Annotated in this window: 39 protein-coding genes; 2 read left to right on the forward strand and 37 right to left on the reverse strand. The window is 68.7% G+C overall.

Features of this window, described 5'->3' with window-relative positions:
- Together ACIBEJ_RS48570 and ACIBEJ_RS48575 are read right to left on the reverse strand one after the other, a co-directional pair.
- Entirely contained in the window at positions 1-525 is a 525-nt protein-coding gene (locus ACIBEJ_RS48570) for a DUF6879 family protein (protein ID WP_397189823.1), read from the reverse strand.
- Positions 512-874 (reverse strand): hypothetical protein, encoded by a 363-nt coding sequence (locus ACIBEJ_RS48575; RefSeq protein ID WP_397189824.1) that lies wholly within the window; start codon positions 872-874, stop codon positions 512-514. Before ACIBEJ_RS48575 ends, ACIBEJ_RS48570 begins: the two co-directional genes overlap by 14 nt.
- A gap of 203 nt (positions 875-1,077) precedes the next feature.
- Here ACIBEJ_RS48575 and ACIBEJ_RS48580 point away from each other — a divergent pair, with 203 nt between their 5' ends.
- Complete coding sequence (locus ACIBEJ_RS48580) at positions 1,078-1,644, forward strand: hypothetical protein (protein WP_397189825.1); 567 nt, start codon at positions 1,078-1,080, stop codon at positions 1,642-1,644.
- Between the two features lie 57 nt (positions 1,645-1,701).
- On the opposite strand, the gene ACIBEJ_RS48585 is transcribed toward ACIBEJ_RS48580, so the two are convergent.
- The 33 genes from ACIBEJ_RS48585 to ACIBEJ_RS48745 all read right to left on the reverse strand — a co-directional run bounded on the left by ACIBEJ_RS48585 (position 1,702) and on the right by ACIBEJ_RS48745 (position 24,222).
- The gene (locus ACIBEJ_RS48585; RefSeq protein ID WP_397189826.1) at positions 1,702-1,956 is read right to left on the reverse strand and encodes a hypothetical protein; all 255 of its coding nucleotides are present in this window, start codon (positions 1,954-1,956) and stop codon (positions 1,702-1,704) included.
- Between the two features lie 161 nt (positions 1,957-2,117).
- Positions 2,118-2,486 (reverse strand): hypothetical protein, encoded by a 369-nt coding sequence (locus tag ACIBEJ_RS48590; RefSeq protein ID WP_397189827.1) that lies wholly within the window; start codon positions 2,484-2,486, stop codon positions 2,118-2,120.
- A gap of 116 nt (positions 2,487-2,602) precedes the next feature.
- Positions 2,603-2,752 (reverse strand): hypothetical protein, encoded by a 150-nt coding sequence (locus ACIBEJ_RS48595; RefSeq protein ID WP_397189828.1) that lies wholly within the window; start codon positions 2,750-2,752, stop codon positions 2,603-2,605.
- Positions 2,749-3,090, reverse strand: coding sequence for a hypothetical protein (locus tag ACIBEJ_RS48600; protein WP_397189829.1), 342 nt, complete (start codon positions 3,088-3,090; stop codon positions 2,749-2,751). The genes ACIBEJ_RS48595 and ACIBEJ_RS48600 overlap by 4 nt, the downstream gene beginning before the upstream one ends.
- Before the next feature lie 17 nt (positions 3,091-3,107).
- Entirely contained in the window at positions 3,108-3,839 is a 732-nt protein-coding gene (locus tag ACIBEJ_RS48605; RefSeq protein WP_397189830.1) for a CHAP domain-containing protein, read from the reverse strand.
- A complete protein-coding gene (locus ACIBEJ_RS48610) occupies positions 3,823-3,963 on the reverse strand; it encodes a hypothetical protein (protein WP_397189831.1) in 141 nt (46 codons plus the stop codon). The genes ACIBEJ_RS48605 and ACIBEJ_RS48610 overlap by 17 nt, the downstream gene beginning before the upstream one ends.
- Position 3,964: 1 nt before the next feature.
- Positions 3,965-4,546, reverse strand: coding sequence for a hypothetical protein (locus ACIBEJ_RS48615; RefSeq protein ID WP_397189832.1), 582 nt, complete (start codon positions 4,544-4,546; stop codon positions 3,965-3,967).
- A gap of 11 nt (positions 4,547-4,557) precedes the next feature.
- The gene (locus ACIBEJ_RS48620; protein ID WP_397189833.1) at positions 4,558-4,854 is read right to left on the reverse strand and encodes a hypothetical protein; all 297 of its coding nucleotides are present in this window, start codon (positions 4,852-4,854) and stop codon (positions 4,558-4,560) included.
- Positions 4,855-5,229: 375 nt separating this feature from the next.
- Positions 5,230-5,649: a hypothetical protein gene (locus ACIBEJ_RS48625; RefSeq protein WP_397189834.1), complete on the reverse strand. Its 420-nt coding sequence runs from the start codon at positions 5,647-5,649 to the stop codon at positions 5,230-5,232.
- Positions 5,646-7,463, reverse strand: coding sequence for a hypothetical protein (locus ACIBEJ_RS48630; RefSeq protein ID WP_397189835.1), 1,818 nt, complete (start codon positions 7,461-7,463; stop codon positions 5,646-5,648). Before ACIBEJ_RS48630 ends, ACIBEJ_RS48625 begins: the two co-directional genes overlap by 4 nt.
- Positions 7,464-7,487: 24 nt before the next feature.
- On the reverse strand, positions 7,488-8,558 hold the full coding sequence (locus ACIBEJ_RS48635; RefSeq protein ID WP_397189836.1) for a hypothetical protein: 1,071 nt from the start codon (positions 8,556-8,558) through the stop codon (positions 7,488-7,490).
- Between the two features lie 20 nt (positions 8,559-8,578).
- Positions 8,579-9,268, reverse strand: a complete 690-nt coding sequence (locus ACIBEJ_RS48640; protein WP_397189837.1) for a hypothetical protein — start codon at positions 9,266-9,268, stop codon at positions 8,579-8,581.
- The gene (locus tag ACIBEJ_RS48645) at positions 9,268-9,726 is read right to left on the reverse strand and encodes a hypothetical protein (RefSeq protein ID WP_397189838.1); all 459 of its coding nucleotides are present in this window, start codon (positions 9,724-9,726) and stop codon (positions 9,268-9,270) included. Before ACIBEJ_RS48645 ends, ACIBEJ_RS48640 begins: the two co-directional genes overlap by 1 nt.
- A 70-nt stretch (positions 9,727-9,796) precedes the next feature.
- Positions 9,797-10,270, reverse strand: a complete 474-nt coding sequence (locus ACIBEJ_RS48650) for a hypothetical protein (RefSeq protein ID WP_397189839.1) — start codon at positions 10,268-10,270, stop codon at positions 9,797-9,799.
- Between the two features lie 15 nt (positions 10,271-10,285).
- Positions 10,286-10,537: a hypothetical protein gene (locus ACIBEJ_RS48655; RefSeq protein ID WP_397189840.1), complete on the reverse strand. Its 252-nt coding sequence runs from the start codon at positions 10,535-10,537 to the stop codon at positions 10,286-10,288.
- Positions 10,538-10,580: 43 nt separating this feature from the next.
- Entirely contained in the window at positions 10,581-13,505 is a 2,925-nt protein-coding gene (locus ACIBEJ_RS48660) for a hypothetical protein (protein WP_397189841.1), read from the reverse strand.
- Complete coding sequence (locus tag ACIBEJ_RS48665) at positions 13,505-13,783, reverse strand: hypothetical protein (RefSeq protein ID WP_397189842.1); 279 nt, start codon at positions 13,781-13,783, stop codon at positions 13,505-13,507. Before ACIBEJ_RS48665 ends, ACIBEJ_RS48660 begins: the two co-directional genes overlap by 1 nt.
- Before the next feature lie 95 nt (positions 13,784-13,878).
- On the reverse strand, positions 13,879-14,415 hold the full coding sequence (locus tag ACIBEJ_RS48670) for a hypothetical protein (RefSeq protein WP_397189843.1): 537 nt from the start codon (positions 14,413-14,415) through the stop codon (positions 13,879-13,881).
- Complete coding sequence (locus ACIBEJ_RS48675) at positions 14,412-14,897, reverse strand: hypothetical protein (RefSeq protein ID WP_397189844.1); 486 nt, start codon at positions 14,895-14,897, stop codon at positions 14,412-14,414. The genes ACIBEJ_RS48670 and ACIBEJ_RS48675 overlap by 4 nt, the downstream gene beginning before the upstream one ends.
- A gap of 6 nt (positions 14,898-14,903) precedes the next feature.
- Positions 14,904-15,095 carry a hypothetical protein gene (locus tag ACIBEJ_RS48680; protein WP_397189845.1) on the reverse strand — a complete coding sequence of 64 codons (192 nt, stop codon included), beginning with the start codon at positions 15,093-15,095 and terminating at the stop codon, positions 14,904-14,906.
- Complete coding sequence (locus ACIBEJ_RS48685) at positions 15,095-15,424, reverse strand: hypothetical protein (protein WP_397189846.1); 330 nt, start codon at positions 15,422-15,424, stop codon at positions 15,095-15,097. Before ACIBEJ_RS48685 ends, ACIBEJ_RS48680 begins: the two co-directional genes overlap by 1 nt.
- A gap of 65 nt (positions 15,425-15,489) precedes the next feature.
- Positions 15,490-15,876: a hypothetical protein gene (locus ACIBEJ_RS48690; protein WP_397189847.1), complete on the reverse strand. Its 387-nt coding sequence runs from the start codon at positions 15,874-15,876 to the stop codon at positions 15,490-15,492.
- A gap of 29 nt (positions 15,877-15,905) precedes the next feature.
- Positions 15,906-16,292, reverse strand: coding sequence for a hypothetical protein (locus ACIBEJ_RS48695; RefSeq protein ID WP_397189848.1), 387 nt, complete (start codon positions 16,290-16,292; stop codon positions 15,906-15,908).
- 1 nt (position 16,293) lies between these two features.
- Positions 16,294-16,686 (reverse strand): DUF6093 family protein, encoded by a 393-nt coding sequence (locus ACIBEJ_RS48700; RefSeq protein ID WP_397189849.1) that lies wholly within the window; start codon positions 16,684-16,686, stop codon positions 16,294-16,296.
- Complete coding sequence (locus ACIBEJ_RS48705) at positions 16,683-17,309, reverse strand: hypothetical protein (RefSeq protein ID WP_397189850.1); 627 nt, start codon at positions 17,307-17,309, stop codon at positions 16,683-16,685. The genes ACIBEJ_RS48700 and ACIBEJ_RS48705 overlap by 4 nt, the downstream gene beginning before the upstream one ends.
- Before the next feature lie 12 nt (positions 17,310-17,321).
- Positions 17,322-17,609 (reverse strand): hypothetical protein, encoded by a 288-nt coding sequence (locus ACIBEJ_RS48710; protein ID WP_397189851.1) that lies wholly within the window; start codon positions 17,607-17,609, stop codon positions 17,322-17,324.
- A gap of 8 nt (positions 17,610-17,617) precedes the next feature.
- Entirely contained in the window at positions 17,618-18,916 is a 1,299-nt protein-coding gene (locus ACIBEJ_RS48715) for a hypothetical protein (protein ID WP_397189852.1), read from the reverse strand.
- Between the two features lies 1 nt (position 18,917).
- On the reverse strand, positions 18,918-19,106 hold the full coding sequence (locus ACIBEJ_RS48720) for a ribosomal-processing cysteine protease Prp (RefSeq protein WP_350802527.1): 189 nt from the start codon (positions 19,104-19,106) through the stop codon (positions 18,918-18,920).
- Positions 19,103-19,729: a hypothetical protein gene (locus ACIBEJ_RS48725; RefSeq protein ID WP_397189853.1), complete on the reverse strand. Its 627-nt coding sequence runs from the start codon at positions 19,727-19,729 to the stop codon at positions 19,103-19,105. The genes ACIBEJ_RS48720 and ACIBEJ_RS48725 overlap by 4 nt, the downstream gene beginning before the upstream one ends.
- 51 nt (positions 19,730-19,780) lie before the next feature.
- Complete coding sequence (locus tag ACIBEJ_RS48730; protein WP_397189854.1) at positions 19,781-20,740, reverse strand: hypothetical protein; 960 nt, start codon at positions 20,738-20,740, stop codon at positions 19,781-19,783.
- On the reverse strand, positions 20,740-22,161 hold the full coding sequence (locus tag ACIBEJ_RS48735; protein WP_397189855.1) for a phage portal protein: 1,422 nt from the start codon (positions 22,159-22,161) through the stop codon (positions 20,740-20,742). The genes ACIBEJ_RS48730 and ACIBEJ_RS48735 overlap by 1 nt, the downstream gene beginning before the upstream one ends.
- A gap of 12 nt (positions 22,162-22,173) precedes the next feature.
- Positions 22,174-23,682 carry a hypothetical protein gene (locus tag ACIBEJ_RS48740; RefSeq protein ID WP_397189856.1) on the reverse strand — a complete coding sequence of 503 codons (1,509 nt, stop codon included), beginning with the start codon at positions 23,680-23,682 and terminating at the stop codon, positions 22,174-22,176.
- A gap of 129 nt (positions 23,683-23,811) precedes the next feature.
- On the reverse strand, positions 23,812-24,222 hold the full coding sequence (locus tag ACIBEJ_RS48745; RefSeq protein WP_397189857.1) for a hypothetical protein: 411 nt from the start codon (positions 24,220-24,222) through the stop codon (positions 23,812-23,814).
- Between the two features lie 716 nt (positions 24,223-24,938).
- Between ACIBEJ_RS48745 and ACIBEJ_RS48750 the strand changes: the two genes are divergently transcribed.
- Entirely contained in the window at positions 24,939-25,340 is a 402-nt protein-coding gene (locus tag ACIBEJ_RS48750; RefSeq protein ID WP_397189858.1) for a hypothetical protein, read from the forward strand.
- Between the two features lie 75 nt (positions 25,341-25,415).
- On the opposite strand, the gene ACIBEJ_RS48755 is transcribed toward ACIBEJ_RS48750, so the two are convergent.
- Positions 25,416-25,658 carry a helix-turn-helix domain-containing protein gene (locus ACIBEJ_RS48755; protein ID WP_397189859.1) on the reverse strand — a complete coding sequence of 81 codons (243 nt, stop codon included), beginning with the start codon at positions 25,656-25,658 and terminating at the stop codon, positions 25,416-25,418.
- On the reverse strand, positions 25,655-26,335 hold the full coding sequence (locus ACIBEJ_RS48760) for a hypothetical protein (protein WP_397189860.1): 681 nt from the start codon (positions 26,333-26,335) through the stop codon (positions 25,655-25,657). The genes ACIBEJ_RS48755 and ACIBEJ_RS48760 overlap by 4 nt, the downstream gene beginning before the upstream one ends.
- Positions 26,336-26,354: the final 19 nt, after the last annotated feature.

The following is a 26,354-nucleotide window of genomic DNA, read 5'->3' on the forward strand; positions in this document are numbered from 1 at the left end:
TCAGATCAACTTGAACTCGCGGTGAGGTGTGGCGAGAGGCCAGAGCCGATCACGCAAGGCGACGCAGGCCGCAACGACCTCAGGAACGGTGACGAGTTCTGAGCCAAGCACGCGGCCATCATCGTCGAACGTGCCGACCGCGAGCAAATGATCGTCGAACAGCCACCAGTCCCGGCCGTCGAGCGGCCACACGATGCCGTCAGGCAGCGCGCGGCGCGGCAGCCAGCGGATGTCTTCGCCGGCCGCCATGGTCGGTTCCGTGGCTATGTCGTGCTCCCAGCGGATGTAGTCCGTGACGGGCTCGGATATCACCCGCACGCGCCGCACCGTTCGCCCGGCCGCCGTGACGCGGCGGATTCGCTCCAGCCACGGCTCGAACCAGGCGAGATCGTCCGGCTCGCCGCGCTGCCAGCGCGTGATCGGGTCCGTCTCGCTGGGTACGCCGTACTGATCGCGAAGCTCCAGGTGGAAGGCGTCGCGGGTGAAGTCGTCGAACAGAGCGTCGCGCTGTTCAGGCGTGATCATCTGCCTCATTTCGGAGCCTGGCCGCGATGGTCGCCTTGGGGATCTCGACGCAGCTTTCGTGGGCGGGGATGCGCATCTGGGCAAGCGCCTCCACGTCCGTGACAGGTGTGCCCTCGACGATGCACCTCTCGTGGTCGCTGACGGTGAAGGGGCCACCGATGTGCGGGGTGACTCCGTGCAGGTCGGCTTTGTCGAAATGCTCGAAGAGGTTGAAGGGGATCGCGACCTGGGTGTCGTGCCCAGGTACCTTCCATCCCTGAATGATCAGGGAGTCCTGGTCGGTGGCGTAGAGAGTGGGCGAATCGCCGCCCGCTGACGCCTTGTCCTTGCCGAGGAACCGTAGTTGCATCGAAGCTCCAACCGCTATTGCCGGAGTTTGCTAGCAATGTGATCGTGGGGCGAGCCGGGAGTTTCGTCAAGGCACCAAAGCCCTTCCGGCATCGCCATGCGAGTTGGCCACATCTGGCCATAGCAGTCCCGCACACCCCGGCAACCACACGCGCAACTGGAGCGTCCCAACGCTCACCCCTTGCGCGTCCGAAGGAGAACGCCATGCCCACACTGAACGGCCCCTGGGGCGCCACGCTGGCAGCGGGAGTCCTGCTGGCGGCTGTCGGCTGCTCCGCCGCCCCCGCAGCGGCCCCGACCGTGAACGTCGAGACGCCACCCGCTGCCGAGGTTTCCACCTCGCCATCGCCGACGGAATCGGGGCCTTCACGGATGGGGAAGACGCAGACCACCAAGGGCGCCGAGAGCACGTTGGCCGTGACCGTGCAGCGCGTGCGACGGCCCTTCTCCGCCGTCATCCCAGGTTTACCGGAGCGGAGCGGGTTCGAGTACGCAGCCGCCGACATTCGCATGTGTGTCAAAGCCGGCGGCACCGCTGAAGTCGGCTGGTCCGTGTGGACGATGACCAGCAAGGACGACCTGGTGATCGAATCTATGGGCGCGTGGAGCGATGAGTGGTGGAACCAACCGCTGTATCCGAACGGCCATCAGGTGAAGGTAGGCCGGTGCGTGCGCGGCTGGATGCCATTCGAGGTCCCCAAGGACAGCAAGCTCGACCTCGTCACCTACGCGCCCGAAGGGATGCCAGCGCTGGAGTGGCGTGTGCGCTGAACGCACGACGAAGAGCCCCCACTCCTCCCGAGGGAGGAGTGGGGGCGATCGGTTGTTCTACCGCTTCGACATCGGGAGGTCGGGGCGCGCGGTGTGCTTGGCTCTCCAGCCGGACACCCATGAGATCGCCGTGGGCAGCAGCGGGAGCGTGACCGCCTCCAGCCAGTCCGGCCAGAACGCGATCAGGCTGTGGTCGGCGTCGATCGCCTGCAGGACAGCGGTCGCGGCGACCGAGCCGATGAACGTCCCGAACGCGGCCCACTTGACCTTGGCCTCGACCGGTCGGCTGAACGTGACAGGTTCTCCGTGCATGGCCCCTCCAAAGAGGTCGAAAAACTATAAGAGCCAGCGCGTTTCCGCTGGCCAGAGGAGCAGTGTGTGATCATGGCTGGACTTATTAGCCGAGATCACACATGAGGGCGTTGAGCGATGGCCGATAAAATCAGCTGTCTTTCAACACCTTGATCACGCCGTCAGGAGGTGGGCGTGGGCGACGGGGTCGGGGCGGTCTTGCAGTCGTAGGTCAGGGCCACGTCCGTGGTCTTCGTGCACGTCTCGACCGCGGTGCCGCGCTTGAACACGACAGTCGCGGGGGCGGGCGGGACGACCGGGATGGCGTGCTTCGTCGGCAGGTACACCTTCCGCTCGCCCGCCTTGCACTTGCCGTGCTGGGAGCGGCGCAGAGCCAGCGGCTCCAGCAGGCGCATCGCGCCCGACTTGGCGTTGACGCACGCGCCGTACTGCTTCGGCTTCGTCGGCGCAGCGGACGCGGACACGGTGCCGGTGACGCCCAGGGCGATGACAGCGGCGGACAGGATCGCAGCGCTCTTGGAGATGCGCATCGAGGGTGCTCCTCAGATTGGTTGGGGGTGTGTACTTCGCGGGAATATGATTAATTCCGCAGGTCAAGGCATCCGCGTGATATTTCAGCGCCGAGTCTTAAGGTTCCGAACGGCGTTCAGTTGGTCTCGTCGATGAGACCGTTGATACGCCCGTCTCCGGGCTCGTCCTCCACGCGCTCAGGGTTCTGCGGGAGGAAGCTCTGATACGGCCACTGGCCCATCCAGACGCCGTCGAGCGTCAGGTAACCGAGATCGGTCACGGTCACGCCGTCCAGTGGAAGATCAGGCCAAGAGCGTGCCGGACGCCGTCATTCTGCTCGTTTGCGTCGCTGGTGCGCTGAAACTGGAAGTCGATTGGCAGCCCGGTCCGCACCCGGCCCAGTTCCGCGAAAGCCGCACACATCATCGACCACCGCGAATGCGTCCGCCCCGGTGTCTTGAATTCACGGAACAGGGCGTCAAACTCGTCGTCGGGCAGCATGAGGCGGACGTCCACGTCCCGCCAGACCTTGCCACGCGCGGCCGACCCGACCAGGTAAGGCGTGTGCCCGAACGCCTGCTCGACCTCGCGGGCGAACGCGTCGAGGTGCAGCAGGGCAGGCATGCCCACACCAGCCGCGCTCACGACACCCTCAGCAGGGCAGCCCACGTCTTCGGGCCGACGATGCCGTCCACCTCGATGCCTGCGGCGTCCTGCACGCCCTTGATTCCCTGCTCGTGGTAGGCGGTGAACACCGTGTCGTCGATGCCAGGCTCGATCGCGTAGTCGCGGGCGGCGAGCAGGTAGTGCATCGTCTTCACGTGCCAGCCCTTGTCGCCACGGCGCAGGGTCGGGAGCTTCTTCACGGCGGCCTCCGTCGGGTTGGCGGGCTTCGGCTTGGCAGGCTTCTTCGGCGCGTCCGGGTAGGCGGGCCGGCCGAACCCGGCGATGGTGGAACGGGAGCGGACCCGCCGCATGCACGCGTTGGAGGTGTTGAACTCGATCGTCACCACGCGGCCGTCGGCCATGACGGACTCGACGATGCCGACGTGATCGATCGCGGGGATGTTCTTGCTTCCGGCCCAGTCGAAGAACACGATGTCGCCGGCGCGCGGGGTCTGATGCCAGCGGCCTTGGTCGCGGAACCAGTCCGCCCACCACGGGGTGTACGCGTACCGGCCGACGACCTTGCCGAGGCCGAGCGTCTCGGCGACGTACGACAGTGACATGGCGCACCAGGGTGCGCGGGCGAACGCCTGGTTGCCGACCGTGTCGGCGTACCACTGGCCGTACCGGGTCCAGCCGTCGGGCCGCTCCCGGTAGCCGAGGTGCTTACGGCAGGCGGCGACCATCTGCTCACGCGTCGACGTCATCGGTGTCCTCCACGATGTCGTCGACGTAGATGACGCCCGCGTCCTGGACGACAAGCTGGGGGCCGTCGTCCTCCATGAGGGCGGCGTCGCCGTACGGGTGAGGTGGTAGCGGTTCGTCGGGCACGTCAGCCTCCTGGTGTGCACGTGTAGGTGGTCGCGCCGGGATCTTCGGGCGCGCACCGGTAGGTGATGCCGAGGTGCGTGAATGTCCACCCGGACGGCGGAGGTCCTGCTGGCCCGGTCGGTCCGGGTTCTCCGCGCGGTCCCGGTTCGCCGTCCTTGCCGTCTTGGCCGTCGGCGCCGTCCTTGCCCGGCTCACCCTTGGCTCCTGGTGGGCCGGTCACGGTCTCCCCTGGATCGCCTTGTGGTCCCGGGCTTCCGGCCGTACCGGGAATACCGCTGGCGCCGTCCTTGCCGTCCCGGCCAGAGGCTCCTGGGGAGCCGCTCGGGCCTGCCGGACCGCGCGGGCCCACGACGGTCTGGCCGGGCAGTCCTTGCGGTCCGCGCTCACCCGGAGGTCCAGGCGAAGGCGACACCAGCGGCACCCCGCCGAGGCGCTCCACTTGGTCGGCGAGGATCTCGCTGTCCTCTCGCGACTGCCGCAACTGCTCACCGAGAGCGCCAATCTGGAGCGATACCCACAGGCCGAGCCCCGCGACGACGAGCAGCCCGGCGACGAGCAGCCAGTTGCGTTTCACCCTGCGCACGTGTTCGCCCATCACGACCCCCGCAGAGCGATCCAGATCTGCACGGCGAACCCCAGCAGCAGGAAGATCGCCGGGATGATGCCCGCGTACACGGCCTGCCGGACGCCGGACACCCGCTTGTCCTCGCGCTTCTCGTCGGCGGCCTCCAGCCGGGTCACGGCGGTGTCGAGCGCGGTTTTGAAGCCTTTGACCTCTTCGAGGAGCGTGCGCTGGATCTCCGCGATGTTGCTCTCGATCGTCACGAACCGCCGGTCCACGATCCGCTGCTCCGCGGCGAACTCGGTGCGCTGGACAAGTTGTGCCACCATCGCGGTCACCCCGTCGATACGGCGTGAAAGTTCACCCAGAGAAGGTTCATCAGCCACGCCACTCCTTCGAGGTGGGGGTGCCGCCCGCCGGGAGCATCCGCAGCGGCGGGCGGCACGATCGAGGGGTGACCGCCCGCGCTCCCTTTACCGACGCGACCAGCACCCTCGAAAGGAGCGTCGATGCGCGGGCGGTCACGATCATGGGTCGGAAGCCCGATCGGGCGTAGACTTGGGCTTGTCGCCGCGGGCAAAGGCGAATGGGAAAGATCGTTACTAGCGTTTGTCGACGCTAACGCCCTGATCGGGGCTGAGCCGGTTCGAGTCCGGTAGCCCGCGGCATCTAAACCGTGGAGTAGGCCAGATGGGCGACGGCCATCACATGTCGATCACTCCACCGCCGCGTAGCGACGACAGCAGGTTGTCCAGGGCGATCTTCGTTCCTGCCGCGTCCGCCCTCAGGGCGTTGATCATGTTCCGGGTGCCGTTGTCGTAGGTTGGTCCCGCGTCAGTGCCTGACGTGAAGTCCGGCGGGTCGGAAACGGAGACGCCCTGCGACATCTGCGGTCTGAGGCTGTAGAACGAGCCTGACGATTCCGTCCAGTAGGGTTCATCGCCAACGGCGGTCAGATGTCCGCCGTCGTCCGGGGCGGGTGGCAGCGGCTGGTTGGGGATCTGCCAGCCCTTGGACGCGCTGGTGAGCGACTCGCGACGTTGCGCGGCGGCGTTGGCGTCGACGGTGTTGCCGAGGTCGTTGAGGTCCTGCATCGGGTCGGCCGGGTACTTGTTGTCGCTCATTCGATCTCACGCCCTTCCAAGATGAGCTGGGCTTCTTCCTTGCCGGAGTCGCGGGAGACGGGGGTGATGCCGACGCCGATGATCCTGCGGACGCGAGAGTGGCGGAGGTGCCATTCGTTGTCGAAGAAGATCCGTGCGCTGTCGCCGAGGCTGTTGGGGGTGAACGACGGTTTGGCGCCGAGGGCGATGGTCAGGCTGTCGACGCGGAGCGCGCCGGGGGCGGTGGCGGCCCAGTAGGCGGCCCAGTCCTCCAGCGTCTGCTGCATCACGACCGAGGTCTTGTTGATGGTGCGGTCCAGGCGCGGCCAGCCGGCGGCCAGATGGTCGGCAGCGGTGTGCACGGAGGAGATGAGCGGGGTGGCGACGGTGGAGGCGTCGCCGGTGTCGGGGGTGCCGCCGCGGGCCCGCCACCGGGTCCCGCCGCGCAGCGCGTCGATGTCTTCGTCCCATTCCAGGACGTCCCCGCCGTTGGGGGAGTCGACGAACACGTGCAGCGGCGGGGACTGCTGGCCGAGCAGCGGGTAGCCCCACACCCAGCGGCGCTCCAGCCCGGAGGAGCCGGGCACGATGTTGATGGTCCACTCGAAACCGTCGTCGACTTCAGCCAGTTCGACGAGCCGCCTGCCGTAGGTGGCGCCTTCACTGGCCAGGTAGGTACGATCCCGGGTGACGCCAGAGCTGCCGGTCTGGAGGATGAGGCCGATGTTGGCGCTTGGCTGGGCTTGCAGGTGGGTGATCAGGCGGCGGCCGATCTCGATCTGGTCGAGGCTGGTGTAGGTGCGGTCGGCTTGGAGTTCGACGTGGTTGAGGTAGGCGTCCAGGGTGGAGCCGCGTAGCCGGATGGCGGGAGTGCCGCGGCGGGAGCGGCCGGGCTTGGCACCGGTGATCCAGTACTGGCCCCAGCATTCGCCGGCGCGGTAGATCTCCACGGTGATCACGCCGGGGCCGCGGTCCAGGATCGTCTCGTCCCGGGGGATGATCTCGGCGACCTGGTCGCCGACCTTCCGCGAGGGGATCGGGATCGTCGCCTGGAAGGCGCCGGGCTGCAGGATGCGCTTGTCGAAGGTGACGCCGGCCAGGTCGAGGTGGCCGAGGTAGTCGCCGCCGAGCAGCCGGCGGAACACGTACTGGTACAGCGCCGAGCCTTTGCCGGGCGTGAACGGCGGTGCGGGCGGCTGTTCGGGCTCGGCCGCGCCGGACGGAATCGACAGGCTGATACCGATGCCGTAGCCACCGCCGGTGGCGGGGAAGGTCTTGCTGCCGGACGGGGTGGAGGAGGCGATGAGGCGGGAGGCGGCGGCCGAGCTGAGCGTGCCCGCGGCGGCCAGGCCGCGGGACTGATAGCCGTCGGGCGCGTCGGTGATCTGCCCGCCGCCGCTCTCGGGCAGCAGGGCGGTGAAGCGCAACTCCAGGTGGGTGGCGGAGGCGGGCGGCACCGACGGGCTGGTCACGCCGCCGGTGACCGAGGCGTTGGCCAGGGTGGCGAGCTTGACCGGCAGGAGCGGGTCGGCGGAGGCGACCGAGACGATGATGACGGTGCCGGCCGTGGACGGCTGCTGGCCGAAGCCGTAGGAGGAGACGGCGGTGTCGGCGGAGGTGACGGTGCGCCGCCACAGCTTGACCCGCAGCGCGCCGAACAGGCTGTCGGCCAGCGCGGTGTACTCGTTCCAGCCGGTGATGTGCATCGCGTCCAGCGGGCCGGTGCTGGCCTGCAGCGCCCACAGCACGTCGCCCGGCTGGAGAGTCGGGCGGGCGACGGTGACGGACGGGCCGGTGCCAGAGCCGGTCTTGTAGTCGCGCGGGAAGGCGCTCACCTTCACCTCCCCCGGGGGTTGGGGTCACAGCCAGGCGTCGCGGTAGAGCACCGAGCAGGGGATGGCGCCGCCGGAGCCGACGGTGTAGGTGAGGGCGTTGGTTCCGCGGCCGAGCACGAAGTCGGGCGGCGCGACGCTGGACCCGGTGAGGGCGCCCATCACGTTGGTGGCGCCGACGGAGGCGGTGCCGAGGTCGGTGTTGACCTCCAGACGCTGCCCGGCCTCCAGCTCGATGAGGAACTCCATATCCCTGGCCAGGGTCGCGTTGGTGAGCTTCGGGTTGGAGACGGGACCGTCGAAGCGCACGATCGGGTGCGTGCCGGTGTTGCCGGCGTTGACGACCGGCGTGGGGACGCCGGCGGTCAGGGCGGCGCCGGAGCGCAGCACGTTGTAGCGGCGCGGGTCGGAGCAGGCGATGAGCAGGCTGATGGTGGGCCGGCCGATGGACCAGTCGCTGTTCATCGGGATGTCGCGGTCGATGACCGCCCCGTAGGCCAGCCGCGGATCGCCGTAGCCCTTGATGACGAGGGGGAGTTCGGTGTCGTCCTCGCCGATGCCGGTGGCGGACAGGAGTTGGTCGAGTAGGTCGTCGACGGCGTGCGGGTCGGGCCCGGACGACAGCCGCATGCGGATGGTGACCAGGCGTTGCTGGCCGATCTTGCGGCCCGACCAGGCGCCGTGTCTGCTCGGTCGTTCGACGTTGAGGTTGTCGATCCCGGGCAGGGAGTGCCAGCCGTCGATCTGCTGCACGACGAGCGCGGTCCCGGGCCCCCACACGGTGCCGTTCCATTCCACCTGCCCGGCGGCGGTGATCGCGTCGCCCGGCTGGATCGGCGTGACCACCGACAGCGGAGGGAAGTCCACGTCGGCGTCGAACGGCGCCAGCGTGATGCTGTGCCCGTACGACAGTGTCAGCGGCGGAAAGTCGACGTCGGCGTCGAACGGGCCGAGCAGGACGCGGGCGTCCGGCGTGACCACCGACAGCGGAGGGAAGTCCACGTCGGCGTCGAACGGCGCCAGCTCGACCTGCTGGGAGATGCTGCGATGGATCGGGGCCAGGATCGGCGGGAACGGCTGCGAGCGGCCCAGACGCACGGCTCACCCCCTCGTCTCGGCTACCAGGTGGCGGCGTGGTGGACCGCGGTGAGCGTCTGCAGGATGGACACGGCGCGGCCTTCGTCGAACGGCAGGATCTCCAGCGCCGCCCACCGCCAGTCGACGGCGCCGGTGCCCGCCGCGTCCAGGTTGAACGTGACGACCGTGCCGCTGGACGGGGTGTTGGCGGCCTTGCGGGCCATCAGGCCCGCGCCCCCGTTGTCGTCCGGCCACGCGCTCTCGTCATCGGTAGAGGTGGGCGCGACCGTGGTGCCCGGGCAGAGGGCCGAGATGAAGCCGCGGCTGCCGCCCATCGAGGAGGTGTAGCCGTTGACGGTCGCGTTGTTCGTCGTCGTGGCGCCGGTCCCGCTCTGGCCGGCCGGGGCGGCCAGCAGCGCCCCGGACACCACATCCACCTTGATCGCCGCGAACGGGAAGGAGCTGTTGATCGTGTAGGTGGCGGTGATGTTCGTCGCGCCACCGGCTGCGGGCGCCGTCCAGATCTCGTTGTAGTAGTCGTCGCCGGTCGCCCGCTGGATACGGCGGGTCCAGGTCAGCCCGCCGCCCGACGACAGGCTCGGCGTGGCCAGGTCCGAGAACGCCGTCACGGATGCGACCAGCAGCGAGTTCGCGGGCGGGGAGAACTGGGCCGTCGTGGCGTTGCCCTCGTTCTTGACGAGCGCGGGGGAGGTGCCGATGCCGATGGGCATCAGCCGTCCTCCGTCCACTCCATATACGCCTGGCAGTTCACCCCGGCCGGGGCGGTGCAGCGCAGCCCCATCGCCTGCCCGGCGGTGTTCTGCTGCGGCTCACGGCCCAGCGGGAACTGCAACACCAGTCCGGCCTGCGGGTGCACCAGCCAGCGCTTGACCACCGACACCACGGTCGGCTCGGCGGTGTAGGCGCGCGCCCCCGACGCCAGCGCGGCGCGGGAGGCCCCCGACACCTGCGCCGGCGTGGTCGCGGTCGAGGTGCCGGCGGTGGCCTGCGTGGAGCGGGTCAGCTCGACCGTGACCGGTTCCGCGGTCACCGACGTGCCATCGAAGGTGACCGACAGCTCGACCACCTTCAGCCCGCTGCCGGTGGCCGCGACCACGTTCAACACGGTCTTGGCGGTCGCCGCCACCAGCGCCACATCGCCCTGGGTGTCGATCGCGTACGTGCCCACGATGGGCCCTCCTCACATGCGAAAACCCCTCCACCCGGCCGGGCAAAAGGGGTCGAAGGATCGTCCAGGGTCAGGCGGCGGCGCGCAGCATCTGCCGCAGCGCCCCGTCGGTGTGGAAGTTCACGTCGAAGTCGCCATCAGATGTCGGGTACGGCTGGCCGAACCAGCGGTAGCCGAGCGCCCGGTTTGACAGGCCCGGGATGTAGATGAGCAGCCCCTCGGCGGTGATCGTCGTCCCGGTCCACGACAACGGATCGACCTTCCAGCCGATCCGCCGCGCGTCGCCCGCCAGCGTGGCCAGCGAGATGACCGTGATGTCCAGGCCGCCCGCGCTGTAGCCGGGCCCGGACGACTGGTTGGCGTCGAACGGGCTGGAGTTGTAGGCCGGGTTGGACTGGTCGAAGTTGATCGTCCCCCCGGCCACCGCCCCGGTGTAGAGGGCGCCCTTGAACACCCCCGGCGTCGTATCGCCCATGTCCAGGGCGATGTCGTTGGACAAGGCCTTGATCCACGTGTCGGAGAAGATCCCGTCTTGCAGAGCCACCGCGGCGGCCTCCCATCATCTGAGGTTGATACGGACGTGTTGCCGCTCCCGGCCGCCCGCCGTGGTCTCCTGCGTGACGTCGTTCCCGGCCTGATCCCGCGTCGTCTTGAACCGGGAACCGTCCTCGCGGCGGCCCTCCACGACCTCGTCGCGGGTAAGGAACGTGCGCTCCCCGACAACGACGTCAGCGGTATGGCCCCGGCCAAGCGCCGCACCGCCCCGCATGTACTGGCCGAACGTCTGACCAGACCTCGCATCCCACGCCATGACAGATCCCGCTCCTCTTTCCCTTGGTTGGTTGGCCGGGGGGTCAGCCGCGCGAGGTCGCCTTGAAATGCAGCTTCTCGGCCACCAGATCCACATCCGCCTGCTCACGCACCTGCAGGTTCTCCACGCTGACCAGCGGACCCGGACGAGCCAGCGGGCTCACCCCGCCACCCGGCCCGCCCCCAGCTTCACCACCAGCCACGCCCGACGACGGCCGCGGCTGATACGGCATCTGCTGCGGAGCCGACACCTTCGCCGTGTTCACCGCCGAGCCCGGCAGCATCTGCCAGCCGCCGTACGCCATCGAGTACCCGCCCGCCGGGCCGCTGCCCTCGACCAGCCCGCCGGGTTCCGGCTTCGGCTTGGCCGAAAAGTTCGGGCCGATGATTGCCCCCTCGGAGGCGCCTCCGCCCTTCTTGCCCTTCGACTTCGACGAGCTGGACGACGACGAGCCCGACTTCTTCTTGCTGGAGAAGTTCGGGCCGATGATCTGACCCTGACTCGCCCCGCCGCCCTTGCCGTAGCTGGAGGAGTTCGTCGACGAGGTCTTGCCCTTGGTCGCCTCGGCCGCCTTCGCGACCACCTCACCCAGCACATCCACCGACGCCGACAGGAAGTCGATGCTGGTGGTCATCTCCTCCGACATGCCGGCCACGCTGGATCCGACCGTCTCACCCATGCCGGTCACGGACTCGCCGAGCACCTGCGCGCCCTGCTGCCAGCCCGCAGTCATCTGGCCGCCCACCTGGCCGACCCGCATGATCTCCGAGGTGAGGGTGCCGGTCCCGCCGAGCGTCTGCAGCACCACCGCCATCGCCTCGTCAAGACCCGCGCTGATCTGCATCCCGGCCGCGTCGATCACCATCCCGGCGTCCGACATGCGGTCCGCCGCGCGCCGTGAGTACACCTCCAGACCGAAGTCCTCGGCAACCTGGCCAAGGAGGTCGACGGCGCGCTGCCGGTAGCGCTGCTCATAGGGGATGAACGCCTCGGGGCCTCGCCCTTCCCCGTACAGGACGGTGGGCTCGTTGGCGATGTGCGGGCCTGGCCGCCGCATGCCCCCGGACGCGTAGGTCTCAATGCCGCCCGCGGCGAAAGCTTTCGTGATCTGGCCGCCGCCGTAGGTGAAGATCGCCCCGGACTCGGCCGGAGCCGACTGCTTCCGGTTGAGCGCCTCCTGGCCGCTCTTGGACCAGTAGGTGGTGATGACGCTGACGTTGACGACCTTGTCTCTTATTCGGGCGATCGCGTTCTCGGTCTCTTTCAGCTTGGCGAGCGCCATCGCCGCTTCGGTGGAGAGCTTGACCACCTTGCCGTTGGGGAGGACCTTGACCGCGTTGCCGAACTTGTCGACCACGATGGTGGCGTTGCCGCTGCGCTCGATCGTGTACCCGAGCCCCTCGGCCAGGCCGTCGAGAGCAGCCCGGCCAGTCGCAGATGACCCGGCGAGCTTCACCAGACTGCCGACGTTCGCCTCGAACGCACGGGTGGAGTTGACCGTGGAGTTCGTGGCCGTCATCTCCGCCTGTGCCATCTTCGCCAGCTCGTCGAGCAGCTCCTCCAGGTGCAGCGTCCGCGTCAGCGTCGACAGGTTGCCCTGGTCGAGGTCCTTGTTCACCTTGGCCAGCGTCTTTGACCAGTCGTTCGTTGCTTCGAGAAGGGTTTGTTGCGGTGCGAACGACTCCTCCAGCGCCGCGTTGAGGCCGCGGACGCCGCCCTGCAGGGTGATCGCCTCCTCGGAGGCGCTCCGCAGGGAACTGGCCATAGTCCCGATCGCCGCAGCGGTCTCGTCGACTTTCGAGTCGAAGAGGTTCAGAACGCCAACGGTCATGTCCACGCCGAGGATGTCGCCGGCGCCCTTGAACTCGGCCGCGGCGGCACCAAGATCAGCGATCGTGGACACTGCGTCCGCGCCCTTGTCCACGACCACGGTCAGGCCCTCGATCATGCCCGCGAAGGTGTCTGCGTGACGCTCCGCGGCGCTGCCGAGCGTCACCAGCGCCGAGTTGAGGTTGCCGAAGATCGCCGGTGCCCGGTCGGACAGGCCATCCAAGATCGAGCCGAACCCGCGGCCCAAGGTCGAAACCCCAGGCGCGAGGGACGCGACCCCGTCACCCCATGTCTTGATGAAACGATCAACGTCCGGAACAAGATCACGAAAGGTCGAGCGCAGTGTCGGCGCCAGCCGAGAGAAGGTCTCCTGCGCCACGCTGGCCGCAGAGATCAGGCTGCCCTCGAAGGGTTCCGCGACCTCGGCGAATGTCTTCTTGATCTCCTCGCCAGCCCGTGTCCACGCCTTCTGAACGACCGGCGCCTGAGCGGCTCCGGTGATGCCGACCGCTGTCAGCGCCCCGCCGAGCGCGGTCACGATCAGGCCCGCCGCGGCGACAGCTACGACCGGGAGGCCAGCGATGGCTGCCCCGGCGATTGCGGTGTTCGCTGGTCCGGCCTTGCCGATCACGTCGAACGCGGCCTCGAACCGTGGGCCCAGCGCGGCAGTGGCCTTGTCGAGCAGGCCGGTGTCGACGTTGAGGCGGATGCGCCGGTCGTCGAGGCGCGCGATTTCCGTCTGCACGGTCGCGATGTCAGCGAGGGCCTGCTGGATGCTGGCCCGGACCTCGAAGGACGCTTCGTCTTCCAGGCTGGCCAGCTCGCGCTCCAGCGCGGCCAGCTCGGTGAAGGCCGCGCCGGCGTCGATGTCGACGCCGATCTCCCGGCGGGCGAGCTTCTCCAGCTCGCCGCGGACGACAGCCAATTTGACCTCGGCCGGGCTGGAGTTGAGGTCGATCTCGATGGGCGGGAGCCGCTTGGTGGCGTCCTCCAGGCTCCGGCGGAAGCCCTTGGCGAACCCGGCCGAGCCGACGAACGACCGGTTCAGCGACTTGAGGTCGGACTCGACCGCCCGCGAGCCAGCCTTCCAACCTGCGACGTCCAGCCGGAGCCGGGTGGTGACCGTACGGTCTGCCATCACTCACCCCCGGTCTCCCGCTTGCGTGCGAAGAACAAGAGCCCGGACTGGTCCCACCCGCTGTCGTCCCATTCCTTCCTGCGGGCCGCGATGGCCGAGCAGGCGTGGCAGTGCGCGGGCGGAGGCGACTCCCAGCGGCCCTCAGCGTGAGGACCGACCGTCTCGTCTCGTGGGAGCCCGCAGGTTGGGCACCGGCCCAGTTCTTCCAGGTACTGCGCCAGCGCCCAGTCCAGGTCCTCTTCCAGCCATTCCGGCTCGGACTCGGTGACCGCCCGCACCAGCTTGCCGTCGTCGTCGTACTCGAAGGTCGTGACCTTCTTCGGTTCACGTCCGAGGAGTTTCGACCTGGGGATCTGGTAGGCGCGGGCGAGCGCTACGTCCTGCTGGTGTTCGACAGAATCCCGGAGGCGGCCGCGGAGAAAGGGACCTCGCCACTACCACCGTTCAACTGCAGGATCGTCTCCCACAGCGCCCCCCACTGGCCCTGTGTCAGTGCGTCGACCAGGCGCCCGGCCTTCTCTCCGGTCATGCGTGGCCGTACCGCGCAGGCGGCCAGGGCGGCGACCGGGAAGCTGTCCCGGTTGTGATCGGCAGGCAGGTCCGCCTGGCGGGGCGGGTGCTCCTTGAGGAGGTTCTTCCATGCGAGGCGGGGAAGCGCACGCAGGCGGAAGACGCGCACATGTGACTGCATCTCCTCGCGGAGCTCCATCAGCTCCTGGGCCAGGCGCCGCACCTCGCCGCCGCCACCCGCGAGCGAGTCCTCCTCAGGCCGTCGCCGAGCCGCATCCAGCGCCCTCTCCAGCTCCTCGAAGCGGGCTTGCAGGTCGCCGCGGCGGCAGATGGGGACCTCGTCCTCGGGGAGCTGGTAGCCGTCGAGGAAGTCGTCGACGTCTTCGACGTACTCGGTCACGCGACCACGGCCTCGGTGTTGGCGTCGGAGTGGTTGAACATGCTCTGCATGATCTTCTGCGCCTCGTTCAGCACGGGCGGCTGCCGCTTGTAGATGCCGCACTCCACGGGGTAGATCTCGGCGTCCTGACCGGTGGCCCATGCGGTCTCGTGGGCCAGGTTGCGCCGCACCGCCAGGTAGATGTCCTGGCCGGGCACGAGGGTGTTGAAGGCGATGTCATCGGCCTCCAGCACCTTGCGCTTGTAGGTGAGCGTGATGGGGTGCTTCGACGTGCCGCCGCGCTCGGTCTCGCTACGGGAGGCCAGGGCGGTGTTGTCGACGGCGGCCTGGTCCGGCTCGATCCCCAATCCGTCCTTGGTGAGGATCGTCTGGATGTCGATACCGGCGTTCAGCTCTGCCGCAGGCGGCGCAGAGATGCTGGAGAGGGTGAGACAGACGGTCACCTTGACGTTGCCGTCTCCGAGGAGGTCTTCGAATGCCATGGGCGGCTACTCCTTTGCTTCCGGAGCCGCCGTGCCGCGGCTGCGCTGCTTCTTGGGGGGCTCCGCCTCGCCAGGCGGATCGGCCTCGGCGGGCTGGTCGAGGCGGTCGTAGTGAGCGGCGAACGCCCCGAACGCCTTCTCGTTGACCGTGGTGACGTCGCCGGTGAGCTTGGACCGGACCGGGATCAGGTTCGGCATCAGCGCACCGCCGCCCACGTCAGCGTGCTGCCAGGGGTTGCCGACCACTGCAGCGCGACGAGATAGGAGTCCTCGGGGTCACGCATCGAGGGCAGCAGCCGCAGCCGGTAGAAGCCGACTGGGATCGTCCACTCCTTCTCCGGCAGGGCGACGCCGTACCCGGTGGTGCCTGACGGGGTGACGCCGAGCGTGACGGGCGCCGCGGTCGTGTTGTTGACGATCACGACGGTTTCGCTCGTGACGCCGGACACCTTGTCGTCGGCGGCGGCGTTGGACAGGGTCAGAACGCCACCGGCGACGGTGGCGACCTGGGGTGCTCGGGTGGGCATGGGCTCCTCCAGGGCATGCCTCAGGGCCCGCGCACCGACCGGTGACGGGCTGACGTGGTGGGTGGTCAGGTGGTGCGGTCCGAGCGGGCCAGGTACTGGGCCGTCGCGATGAACAGTGCGGTGCTCTCGTCGTCCCGCCTCACCGGCTGGGCGCCCTCCTGGCGGATCGGCCGCACCCTGCGCCCGGCCACCGCGGGCACGGTGGTGAGCAGGATGGCGGCGACCTTGTCGGCCAGCCAGGCGGCCTGCTGGGCGGCATCGCCCACGCACGTCACCTGGAACCTGAGATCGTTGGGCACATCATCGGCCAGCGACCGGTCCACGGTCGACTCCATGCCGACGTCCGGGTAGAGCACCGCGTACGGGCGGGCCGCATCGGGCACGGCCTGCGCCCAGAACACGCCCACATTGGCCGGGAGCGCGCCGTCGAGCATGGCCAGGATGGCATTCACCAAGGGAAGGGACGGCAGCGGCGGCGCGGTCACAGGGATGCCACCAGCCGTTCCACGGCGGCATTGAACTCGGGCTCGATCGCGACGGTGGCGCGTGCGCCGTCGAGGTGGGGCGGCTGGTTCACGGAGCCGAACTCGAAGCCGCGACCCATCGAGCCCTGCTTGCGGGCTCGATCGGGGCCGATCTCCCACTCGGCGGCCGACGAGGACGGGATCTGCTCGGCGGTGATGCTGCGGGGGTAGTGCTTGCCATGGCTGCCGGCCGACTCGCGCGCGTTGCGCCGCCACTGCTTCTCGACCTTGAGCGCGTACTCCTTGACCAGCGGGTAAGCGCCTTCGGCTACCCGCTGGGCGTCCTCCACCAGGCCCTCGCCGACCGGGAGGAGGTTGGAGTAGTCCAGCATCGCGTCAGCCATCTCAGCCCTCCTTGTCTTCGACCAGCAGCCGTCGGGCAGTTGCTGTACCGGACAGCGCAGTGGCGAGCACTTCGAGGTTGCGACCGACCAGCCACGCGTCATCCGAGGCGGTCACGCGCAGCCGGTCCCCACGCTGGACCTCCGGGACCATGTCCCACGGCAGCACGGCGACGTACTGGCCGAGCGCGACCTCACGCTCGCCCCACTCCACCTCACGGGAGGTGCGCGGCTTGACCCGGCACACCCCGGTGTAGACGGCCTCCCACGGCTGTTCAAGCTCTCCGGTCTCCTCGTTGAGGACCGGCGGCCCGTCCTTGCGTTCGATGACGCAGGTGTCGCGCATCAGCCGCCTGGCCGCCGCCCGCCCGGCGGCCAGCACGCCATCGACGCTCACGACTGCGCCACCGAGAAGGCGCCCAGCCGGTAGCTGCGCAGCTCGTCCTTCTGGTCCTTGGTGAGGTGGGCGTTGCCGACGGTCTCGGTGGCGTAGGTGACCGAGTAGTCGTCGATGCTCTCGGCGCGCAGGCCGAGCAGGTTAGAGACGTTGACCGTGGCCAGCGCGAGGACGACGTCCATGATGTCGTCGGGCACCTCGGTGTAGCCGTGGCTGTAGGTGAGCCGAACGCGAGGGGCCCACACGCCGCGGACCCGATTGTACGGCCAGCCCATCAGCCTGGTGTTCCACCAGGACGGGGTGCCGCGGGTGAGTTCGTCGCCGAGCCGGGTGAAGTCCACATCCTCGGTCAGCGTCAGGTCCAGGCCGCCAAAGTCGCCCAGCTCGACCACGGTCAGCGGGTTGTCGCCGTCCACGACGAGGGGCCGTTGCGGCACCCTCAAGACGCGGTCCCCGCCCGGCACCTCGATGGTGTCGCCGGCGACGAACGTGAGCACCTGCCGGGTGTAGGAGCGGACCCGGGCCGAGGCGCGCCGGATGGCGAGCTCAGCCTGCGGGGTGGGCAGCGTGGTTTGCAAGTGGGTGTTGAGGTCGGCCACCGTGGCGAGCGGGGGCAGGGACACGGCGGCCTCCCATCAATCGGCGTTGATGATCTCGTCGAGCTTGGCCAGCAGCGTCGAGCGTGACTTTTCCCGGCCGGCTTCGGCCTCGCGCGCCTGGGCGGCCCGATCGGTGTCGTCGCCGACCCAGGCGAGGATCTCGGCGATCGTCCCGCCAGTCGCCTCGGTGCCGTCGAGGACCTCCACGCGCGGGTCGTCGGCCAGATGCTCGGCCAGGCCACCCTTGACCACCTCGTCCTCGGCCAGGTGGTGGACCTGGTAGTTCCAGTACACCTGGAGGGGTTCGCGTGCCCTGATGCGCATCACGCCTCCTAGCCGTGTTCGATGACGACGGCCCGCTTGAACAGCGCCGCGTCGGAGTTGGCCAGCGAGTCCGACGGGACACCGAAGTCACCCACCCACGACCAGGTGGTGGACAGGTTCTGCTGCAGCCGGTCGGACGGCGGGCGCACGATCAGCGCCACATCCACCCCGGGGGCGACGTTGACCATCGAGATCTCCGGAACGTCCTCGACGCCGGTCTCGCTCAGCAGGCTGCCCATCTCGGAGAACGGCGCGGCGATGAGCGCGCCGGCGCCCATGACGATGGGCCGGTGCACGACCACGTTCCCCGCCGAGCCGCCCAGGATGGTCTGGGTCTCGTTGTTTCGCACCCAGTCGATGCCGCCGAACCGGCCGATCGACAGGTCCCGGTAGATCGGCGAGTCGACGCGGCCCTGCAGGGCCTGCTTGAAGTCGCTGTCGGAGAAGAGCTGCGACTCGGTGTCGGGGTCGATGTGGGCCACGTAGTAGCCGCCGACCGTCGGCACGTTCATCTTGCGCAGCCGCGTGACCGCCGCCCGGAACTGGGCGAAGGTGACCACGTTGGACGTGGACAGGTCGTAGGCGGTGTCGCCGGTCGGCCGGATGGTGACCGGGGCGTGGGAGGCCACCACGTAGTCGCCGACGACGTCCACGCGGGTCGTGCCGAGCGTCAGCGTGTTCGTGCCGGTGTTGACGCCGGTGACGGTGTTGGCGACGCCCTCGATGGTGACGTTCAGCGGGTTGGTCGGGCTGACCGGCGTGGGGACGCCGTTGACCAGCACGTGCGTGAACCCGTTCACCGACTGCACGACGATCGAAGTGTCGGTGGTGGCCGCGGCGGTGGCCCAGGTACGGCCGCCCGCGTAAGCCGAGTAGAGCTTGTTGCGGCACACCTGGTTGATGGACTGGCCGGCGTTGATGCCGAGCGTCTGCACGTCGGCGACGTACTTGCTGGCCAGCGCGTGCGCGCTGACGAGCATGTTGGTGTCGACGCTGTTGGCGTACTGGTCCATCGTGACGGACCACTGCTCGATGCTGTACGTCGCCGCGGACGGGTCGGAGCCGGTGATCGCGGTGGTGACGGGTGCGAGCAGGCCCTTGCGGGTCATGGTCTTGGTGTCGCCCAGCCCGCCCGACCACGGGGAGGCGTCGGCGATGGCGGGGAACAGGAACTCCGGCCGAAGCGCCTCCTGGAACGCCCGGTCGAGCAGGCCGTTCTGCAGCATGGCGCGGATCGCGGCGGGGACGGTCGACCGCACGTCGTGGCGGTCGAGCTGGAACGCCCAACGGGCGGTCGAGGTGAGCATGTCACTCCTCAGTGATCTGAATGGACACGAGGTCCGGATGCTGCCGGGCGATCTCCTGTAGCCCGAGCAGCGCGGTCTGTGCGATGGCCGACACCGCGGCGCACACGCGGCCCTGTTCGGCGTGGCCCTCGTGCCCGTCCACCTCGATCGAGGTATGTCCCGGCCCGAGATGGGCGCGGATGCGGATCACCAGGGACGCACGCCCAGCTTGGCCATCTCCGCGTCGAAGGCGGCCTTGTCGGCGGTGCGGTAGTCGACCGGGCCCGGCTCCTTGCGGGAGCCCTGCGACGGGTCCGGGCGGGGAGTCTTCTTCACCGGCTCGGTGGACTTGCGCAGATGCGGCTTGCGCTCCAGCAGGTCGGCCAGGTCGGCCTTGATGGCGTCGGCGTCGATGTCGCCGTCCTCACCCGTGTAGGTGGTGAGGTCGAGGAAGGCGTGCGCGTCCTCCGGGTCCGCGAAGGCCTCGCTGGCGAGGGCCTTCACCTCGGACTTGACCGCCCGCTGGGTGGCGGCCTGCGCACGCTGCTCGGCCTTCTCCGCCCGCTGGGCGGCCCTCTCGGTCTCGGACTTGTCGCGGTTCTCGACCTCGGCGACCTTCGCCGCGAGCTCGTCGGCGCGCTTCTTAGCGTCGTTGGCCTCACGCCGGGCCTTGGCGCGGTCGGCCTTCATCCGCTCCAGGGCCTGCTTGCCCTTGTCGCCGAGTTGGTCGGCGCCCTCATCATCGTCTGGCCCGTCGTCGGGATCCGGGTTGACCGGGTCGTCCGGCGGGTCGTCGTGGCGGGCGAGGTCGAACAGCCATCGGTGGGTTTCCATGGGTCTCCCGTTGCAGGAGTCGGGCCTCACGCCCTTGCGGCGCGGGGAGGTTCAGGTGAGGTAGCCGTACCGGCGCAGCAGGTCGATCGCCATGTCACGATCGCCTGCGGAGTCGGCCAGGATCTGCTCGGGCGTGGGCCGGATCTTCGCTGAGCGGCGGTAGCGCTCGCCGCGCGTCTTGACGAAGTCGCCCATCCGCCGACCGGCGACACCGCGCACGGTGGTGCCCTCGGTCGTGATGCGCTTGCCGCCCGCGGCCGTCTGCATGCCGCGCCGCGCGGACACGACCTGGCCGGGGTCGGAGCCCAGCCGGATCGCCTCGGCTCCGGCCACGGTGAAGGCGCGCTCCTGCTCGGCCGGGGTCATCTGCTCGAACAACGTCGAGGGTGACGGCGGCGGGTCGTCGCCCTCCCGGTGCGGAACCATCGTGCAGTCGCAGCGCGGATGCCGGCGAAACCCCGTCGAGTAGGGGAACGTTCTGCCCGCGAGGATGATGCACCGCCCGCAGGCCGGCAGCGTCACGTGCCGGACGCACATGACCCAGTGCCGGTTGGCGGTGATGCCCACCTGGTCGGCCGTACGCGACGTGTCGGCGATCTCGGTGTCGATGATCCGGGTCAGCGACGCCAGTCCGGACCGCAACGCCATCACGTCATCGGCGCCGCGCGCCATGAGGCCCATCGTGCGTAGCGCGGGGATCATCAGCAGCGACGGCAGACTCCGCCCGTTGGACGCCGTCTGGGCGAATCCGGGCGGGTTGACAGTGCCGTCGAAGCGCGGCGGGGCGCCCTGCTGCCAGGAGACCGCGTTCAGGTACGGCTGAGCGAGCGCGGCGGCGGCCAGCTTCCCCGCGCTCAACAGGGCGACTACGGCCTCAAGGACGGCCAGCCAGGAGGCGAGCACCGCCGCCGGCTCCACCTGCTCCCACAGCGTCTGCGCCTGCTCCACGGTCTCCCGGGAGAGCGTCTGCTGAGCCGTGTAGTGGGCCTGGGCGACCTGCTCGACCGACATCAGCCCACCGGCTCCGGCTCAGGTTCGGGCTCGGCAGGGTCGCGCGGCGGCTTGGGCCCGGTGAGCGCGGCCAGGTCGCCGGCCATCACTCGCTCGAACGCCGACGACGCGACCTTCTCGTCCTCGGCTTCCATGCGCTCAATCTGGACCTGGGTGTAGCCCAGGTCCTCGCGCGTCTGGTGGAGGGGCACGATCTTCGCCGTGAACAGCTTCACCGCGGCGTCGGCCTTCTCCGCGTCTGTCGGCGTGGAGGCATCGCGCCACAGCGTTTCCAAGCTCATCGCGTTGTCCGGGACACTGCCGTCACGCACGAGGAGCACCAGGCGCATGACGCGCTCCCAGCTTCCGCCGAACGAGCGCTGCTTGCGTTCGGCCCGCTTCACCAACCTGGACTCATCCGACCGGATCGCATCCGCGCTCGCCGGGTTGTCGGTGGCGTGGCCCAGGAACCGTGACGGCAGGCCGGCCAGCGAGGCGACCAGCATTGCCAGCAGCTTCAGCGTCTCGTGGAAGTTGGACAGATTCGCCTCGGGGAACTGGCCGACCTCGACCCCGTCCTCGCTCTTGTGCTTCGGGATGGCCCAGATACGACCGATGATCCGCTTCAACGCAGAGACCGGCCGCCCCTGCTCGTCCTGGAAGTCGGTTTCGTCCACGCCGATCGCGTAGCGCCTCGGTACGGCGTGGAACTCCGCGCTGATCATCATGTCGGTGGCTAGCTTGCAGGCCGCATCCGAGACCGGGACGACAGGCTTCAGCTCGCTGACCCCGTCCGGCCGTTTGGTCCGAGGCCGGTTGACGATCGGCTCGACCAGCACCTCGCCCAGCTCGTGGTCATCGCGCGGAACCTCAGGATCCTCGATCCACTCGCCCTTAACCTTCACCCACCACACGTTCGCCTCGGGCAGGTAGAGGGTGGCGTGCTCGGCCTTCTCGCCGTGATCGCCTTCCTCAGTCCACCGCTTGACTGCGGCCCGCACCTTGCGAGTGCGCGGGTCACGCTCCGCGTACACCTCCAGAGGCGACTCCACGGTGATGATCGGCGTGCGCTCGTCGTCCTCATTGGAGCCGACAATCGCGTACGCGCGCCGCATCACCAGCGCATCCACGTGCCCTTGCTGGGACTGCTCGTCCATGTCGTTGGCCTGCCAGATGCGCCACAGCTCGTCGTCGGCATCGGCCTGGCTGCCGTACCGGAACCCCTCCACATCGAGGCGCTCCTCCACGGAGTCCACTACCAGGCGCGGCCACTCGACGACGACCTGGCGGACCCGCTCGTCCAGCTCCTGAATCAGCTCCGGCGCCATGTACGACAGCGGCTGCTCGCCCTCGTAGTAGGCGTCCCACCGGCGCAGGTCGTCCAGCTTCTTGTCGTGGCTGGCGATGAGGTGCTTCAGCCACTCCAGGTCCGTGCGATCCATGGGCAGGCCACCTCATCTCATGACGATCACCTTGGAGGATCGGTTCCGCTTCCGGGCGCCGGCCGCGACCGCGTCGCAGCGCGCTTCCCAGGACAGGCAGCCCGCCATGCTGCCGTCGATCTTCTTCGGCGAGTCCGGCCGCTCCTTGCGGATCATCCACAGCGGCTGACCAAGCTCGTCCATCTGCTTCAAGTGGTGCTTGCGCGCGTTGCCGAGGTGCTGAGCCATGACCGGGTCGCCGTCGTTGGTGACCTCGCCGGCCGTCATCGCGCCGGAGTAGGCGCGCAGCGCGTAGGCGATCTGCACCCGCCGGTTCGTCCACCACTCGATCACGACCTTGGCGCCGTACTTGCCGCGCCAGGCGTTGATCGTGCCGTCCCAGTACGGCGGATCGGCGTACACCCGCCACACCTGCCAGCGCTTCATGGCCTCGTCCAAGACGGCAGAGACCTCGTGCTCGGGGCATTCCCAGTCCTTCGCCCCCGGCGGGCACTCCCAGATCCCCAGCGGCCACTGAAAGCCCGTCACCACGTCCGTGGCGACCAGCCCGGTGGCGTCGTGAAACTGCGCACCGTCGAACCCCACCACGATCAGCTCGCCATCCGGGATCACCGTCTCCGGTCGCGCCAGCTCGGCCCAGCGCGCCGCGTCGAACGCCTGCTGCCCCGACTGGACCCGCCGGTTCAGCCACACCCGCTCCCAGTACGACTTGTCCGTGTCGGGCTGGTTGTACAGCGACACGATCGCGTCGACCTGGCCCTCGAAGTCAGGCCAGCCCGCGATCGAAGGCCCCGACGCCTCGGCCACCGCAGCCCGGATCGTCTCCGGGTCCGACAGGTCCTCATCCGGGACCGGCGTCGCCTCGCGATGGAAGAAGAACAGCGTCCGGTCCTGGGCCTTGCCTCGGTCGACCAGTTCGGCGTACTCGTGCGTGCCCTCGGCCACCGAGCCCTCCCCCGGCGTGTACGTCGTCGTCGTCTCCAACGACCACGGGTCCGCGAGCATGCGCTTGGGGACGTTGGCCAGCATCGTCTGATGCGCCTGCTTCAGCCTCGGCAGGATGAAGCGGTGCGTCTCGTCGAAGTGCTGGAACGTCGTCCGGGCGCCATCGCGCGAATCCGGCGCCGCGGCGAGCGCGACCGCCTTGCCGTCGCCGCCCGCACGCATGATGCGCTCCAGGCCGGCGTCGAACAGATCGACGTCCTCACCCTCAAGCACCATCACCAGCAGGGCGGCATAGGCGAGGTCCTCGGTCTGCTCCTCGGTGTAGGCCACCATCGGGATGTACGGGTCAATCACCGGCACCCCGACCGGCTCACCGCGGGCGTCGAACCCGTCACAGCGGACCGGCCCCTCAGGGTGCAACTCCGCGAACGCTACCGCAGCCGCAAGTTCGGTCTTCGCGGTGCCCTTCCGCACCGACAAACCGACCCGCTTGAACCGGCGCTTCCCCGCACGCGGATGCTTCTGCGGGTACACCTCATACCAGCGGTAGATCAGAGCCCGCTTCTCCGCGTCCAACCGGTACGGCTTACCGCGAAGGTCCCCAGGCCCGTGCACGGCCCGTTCTTCGAGCAGATCACACACCTGAGGGCCGAGCGTCGGCCACGGCTCCTCATCCTGGCCCGGGACAATCAGCAGCCCCATCGCCTACACCGCGTGCAGAATCGACCTCGGATCCGCAGAAGTCTCCTGCTCCTTCGCAGCCGGCTTCGCGCGCCGCTTCCGGGTCCGCTCGTTCGCCTCGTCCCCGCGCTCGATCTCCCACTGCAACCGCCGGCGGTCAATCGGCGACAAGCCGAATGACTGGCGCTGCAGCCGGATCTCCCCAGCGAGGTCCTTGCTCGGGCGCACCCAGAACTCGTCGATGAGCACAGCCAGCACGAACAGACCGTGCCGGTCGGAAGCGTCGAACTCCGGCGCCATCGGCGACGCCCACACATCCGCCCACCAGGCGAGCGTCATGACGTGCCAGTCACGTTCGGGCAGCTCGGGGGCCTTCATCTTCGGGTCGGCCTGCAGCTTCGCGCTCGTGGCCGCCTTGTTTCGGCGCTGGCGCATGTGCGCCGGCTTCGGAGTCGGGGGCATCGCTCAACCTCATCCCGTTGCGGGGCAACCACCCCTTGCGGGCGGTCACGGAAGGTCACTCACAGTCCGAGGGATCCGTACGCACGAAAATCTGCCGCCACCACGGTCTCCCAGAATCGGACATTAGGGGACATCTCCCCACCCCTCTGGCCTGCGGAGACGCGCAACACTGAGAGCTGCGGAAATGCAGTGGCTTGCGTTCGCTTCGTGATCGTGCGGGGATTACCGTGCTGCCCATCCACCGGGCTGGTGCTTGCTGGTCTCGACCTTGTGGTGATGTCCGCAGAGACCACGTCCATGGCGTGGGTCGTTGGGGTCGAGGCCTCGACGTTCGAGTTCTCTTCGGTCGAGGGGGTAGTGGTCTGCGTCGGTGCTGGGCAAGGTGCACTCGGGGATGGTGCACACGGGGTCGCGAGCGAGGACCTTGTCCCTGAAGCGTCGGCGGTGGCGTGAGCCGTACCCGCGTTGGGCTGCTGTGCCTCGTGCTCGGTCTGCTGTGCGGTCGCAGGCGTCGCATCGTCCGCCGTTGGTGATGGTGGGGCAGCGCCTTCCACACCCTGTGCATCCGGTGCATGAGCAGACGGTCAGTCTGTTGTGGGACATGAGACCTCACCCGTTGCGGTGCCACCGGGATGTCGGTTCGGCATACTCTGCGACAGCCAGGCGAAGGTGGCTGTATGCCTGTGGCCATGCTGAACTTCAAGGCCGAGTTCGATGTAGGCGACATAGTTGCTGGCGTAGCCCTCTTATTGAGCCTGTGGGCGCTGCTACGGCCGTTGTTGCAGCGCCGAAAGGCAAACTTCGAGGTGCGCTACGAGTGCTTGTACGGAACCCGCGAGGGCTACTCATGGCGGGTGATCCTCGTCAATCACGGGCCGGGCGCTGCGCGGAAGGTAAAGGCCGCGTCCCTTGAGCCGACCCAGGAGTGGGATCAAATCGCGCGTATTCACGCTGGACAGTCGTTCCCCTTGCTGTGGGATCCCAGCTCAGGCGGCGCCCCAGATCGCACAAGTGTCGAGATTCGCTGGCGAGATTGGAGATTGCGCGAGCAGCGTGAGACCTTCCACGTTGGGAAGCTGATCTTGATCTAACGCGTCCGATCTGAGTCCGTCCTGGCGCGAGCTTAGAGACGCGAAAAGCCCGGCGTGACCGGGCTTAGGCATAGCTCATCCGCTGTCGGTTTGATCTCTCAGTCCGAGATTAGCACCTGTTGACCTCCTGCGATGCTTGTGGTCGCGGTTCTTTTCGGCAGTGAACACATCTTCGAGGCGGAACAGGTTGGAACGGCGGCGCTTCACGCCGGGGACGGGCTTGAGTACACCTCGCGACACCCAGACGTAGATGGTCTGGCGTTCGACACCAACTTCGGCGGCGGCTTCCTCCGCTGTATACAGGTCGTCCAGGTTCACGCGGTGACTCCGATCCCTTCGGCGAGGACGTCGGCGAGCCAGGGCCACTGCTCGAACGGCCAGATGTGGCGTTTGGGTTCGTCCCAGGAACAGGGGCAGCCTTCGGCGTCGCACCGGCAGGTGGGGTTGGCGCAGGCGATGGTGCCGCGTTCTGGGAAGGCGCGGAGGCTGACGGAGTTGCAGATGACGCAGCGGGCCGAGAGGCGGACGACGGGTTCTTGGTCTCCTACGGCTACGCGTGCGGCTTGGCGGAGGCGGGCGGTCTCGTTGTGGACGTGCTGGGCGAGGTCGTCGTGGTGGGCGATCCGGTCGAGGAGGTCGATGAGCCGGCGGATCCGTTCGACGGTGGTGGAGCGGCTGTTCGGGGTGAGCCCGAGGACGTCGCAGACCGCCCCTTCGAGCTCGGCGATGCCGATGGCGATGCTGTCGCGGACGTCGAGGGCGTGGAGGTTGATCGGTGCCGGCGCGTTGCCGAGGGCTTTCAGCCCGAGGGTGAGGTTGCGCTCTTTCGCCTCGCGTTCGGCTACGGCCTGGGCGTCGAGGCTGGCGCGCTGTTCGGGGGACATGTCGCGCTGGTTCCAGCGGCGGCGGGTGGCGGACGGGATTAAGGCGCGGTCCAGCTCGGGCAGGTAGCCGCGGAGGCTGGACAGGTGGTCGTAGGTGTAGCTGGCCTTCAACGTGTCCCCCGGGGGTTGT

Source organism: Nonomuraea sp. NPDC050790, assembly GCF_044456745.1.
Lineage (GTDB): Bacteria > Actinomycetota > Actinomycetes > Streptosporangiales > Streptosporangiaceae > Nonomuraea.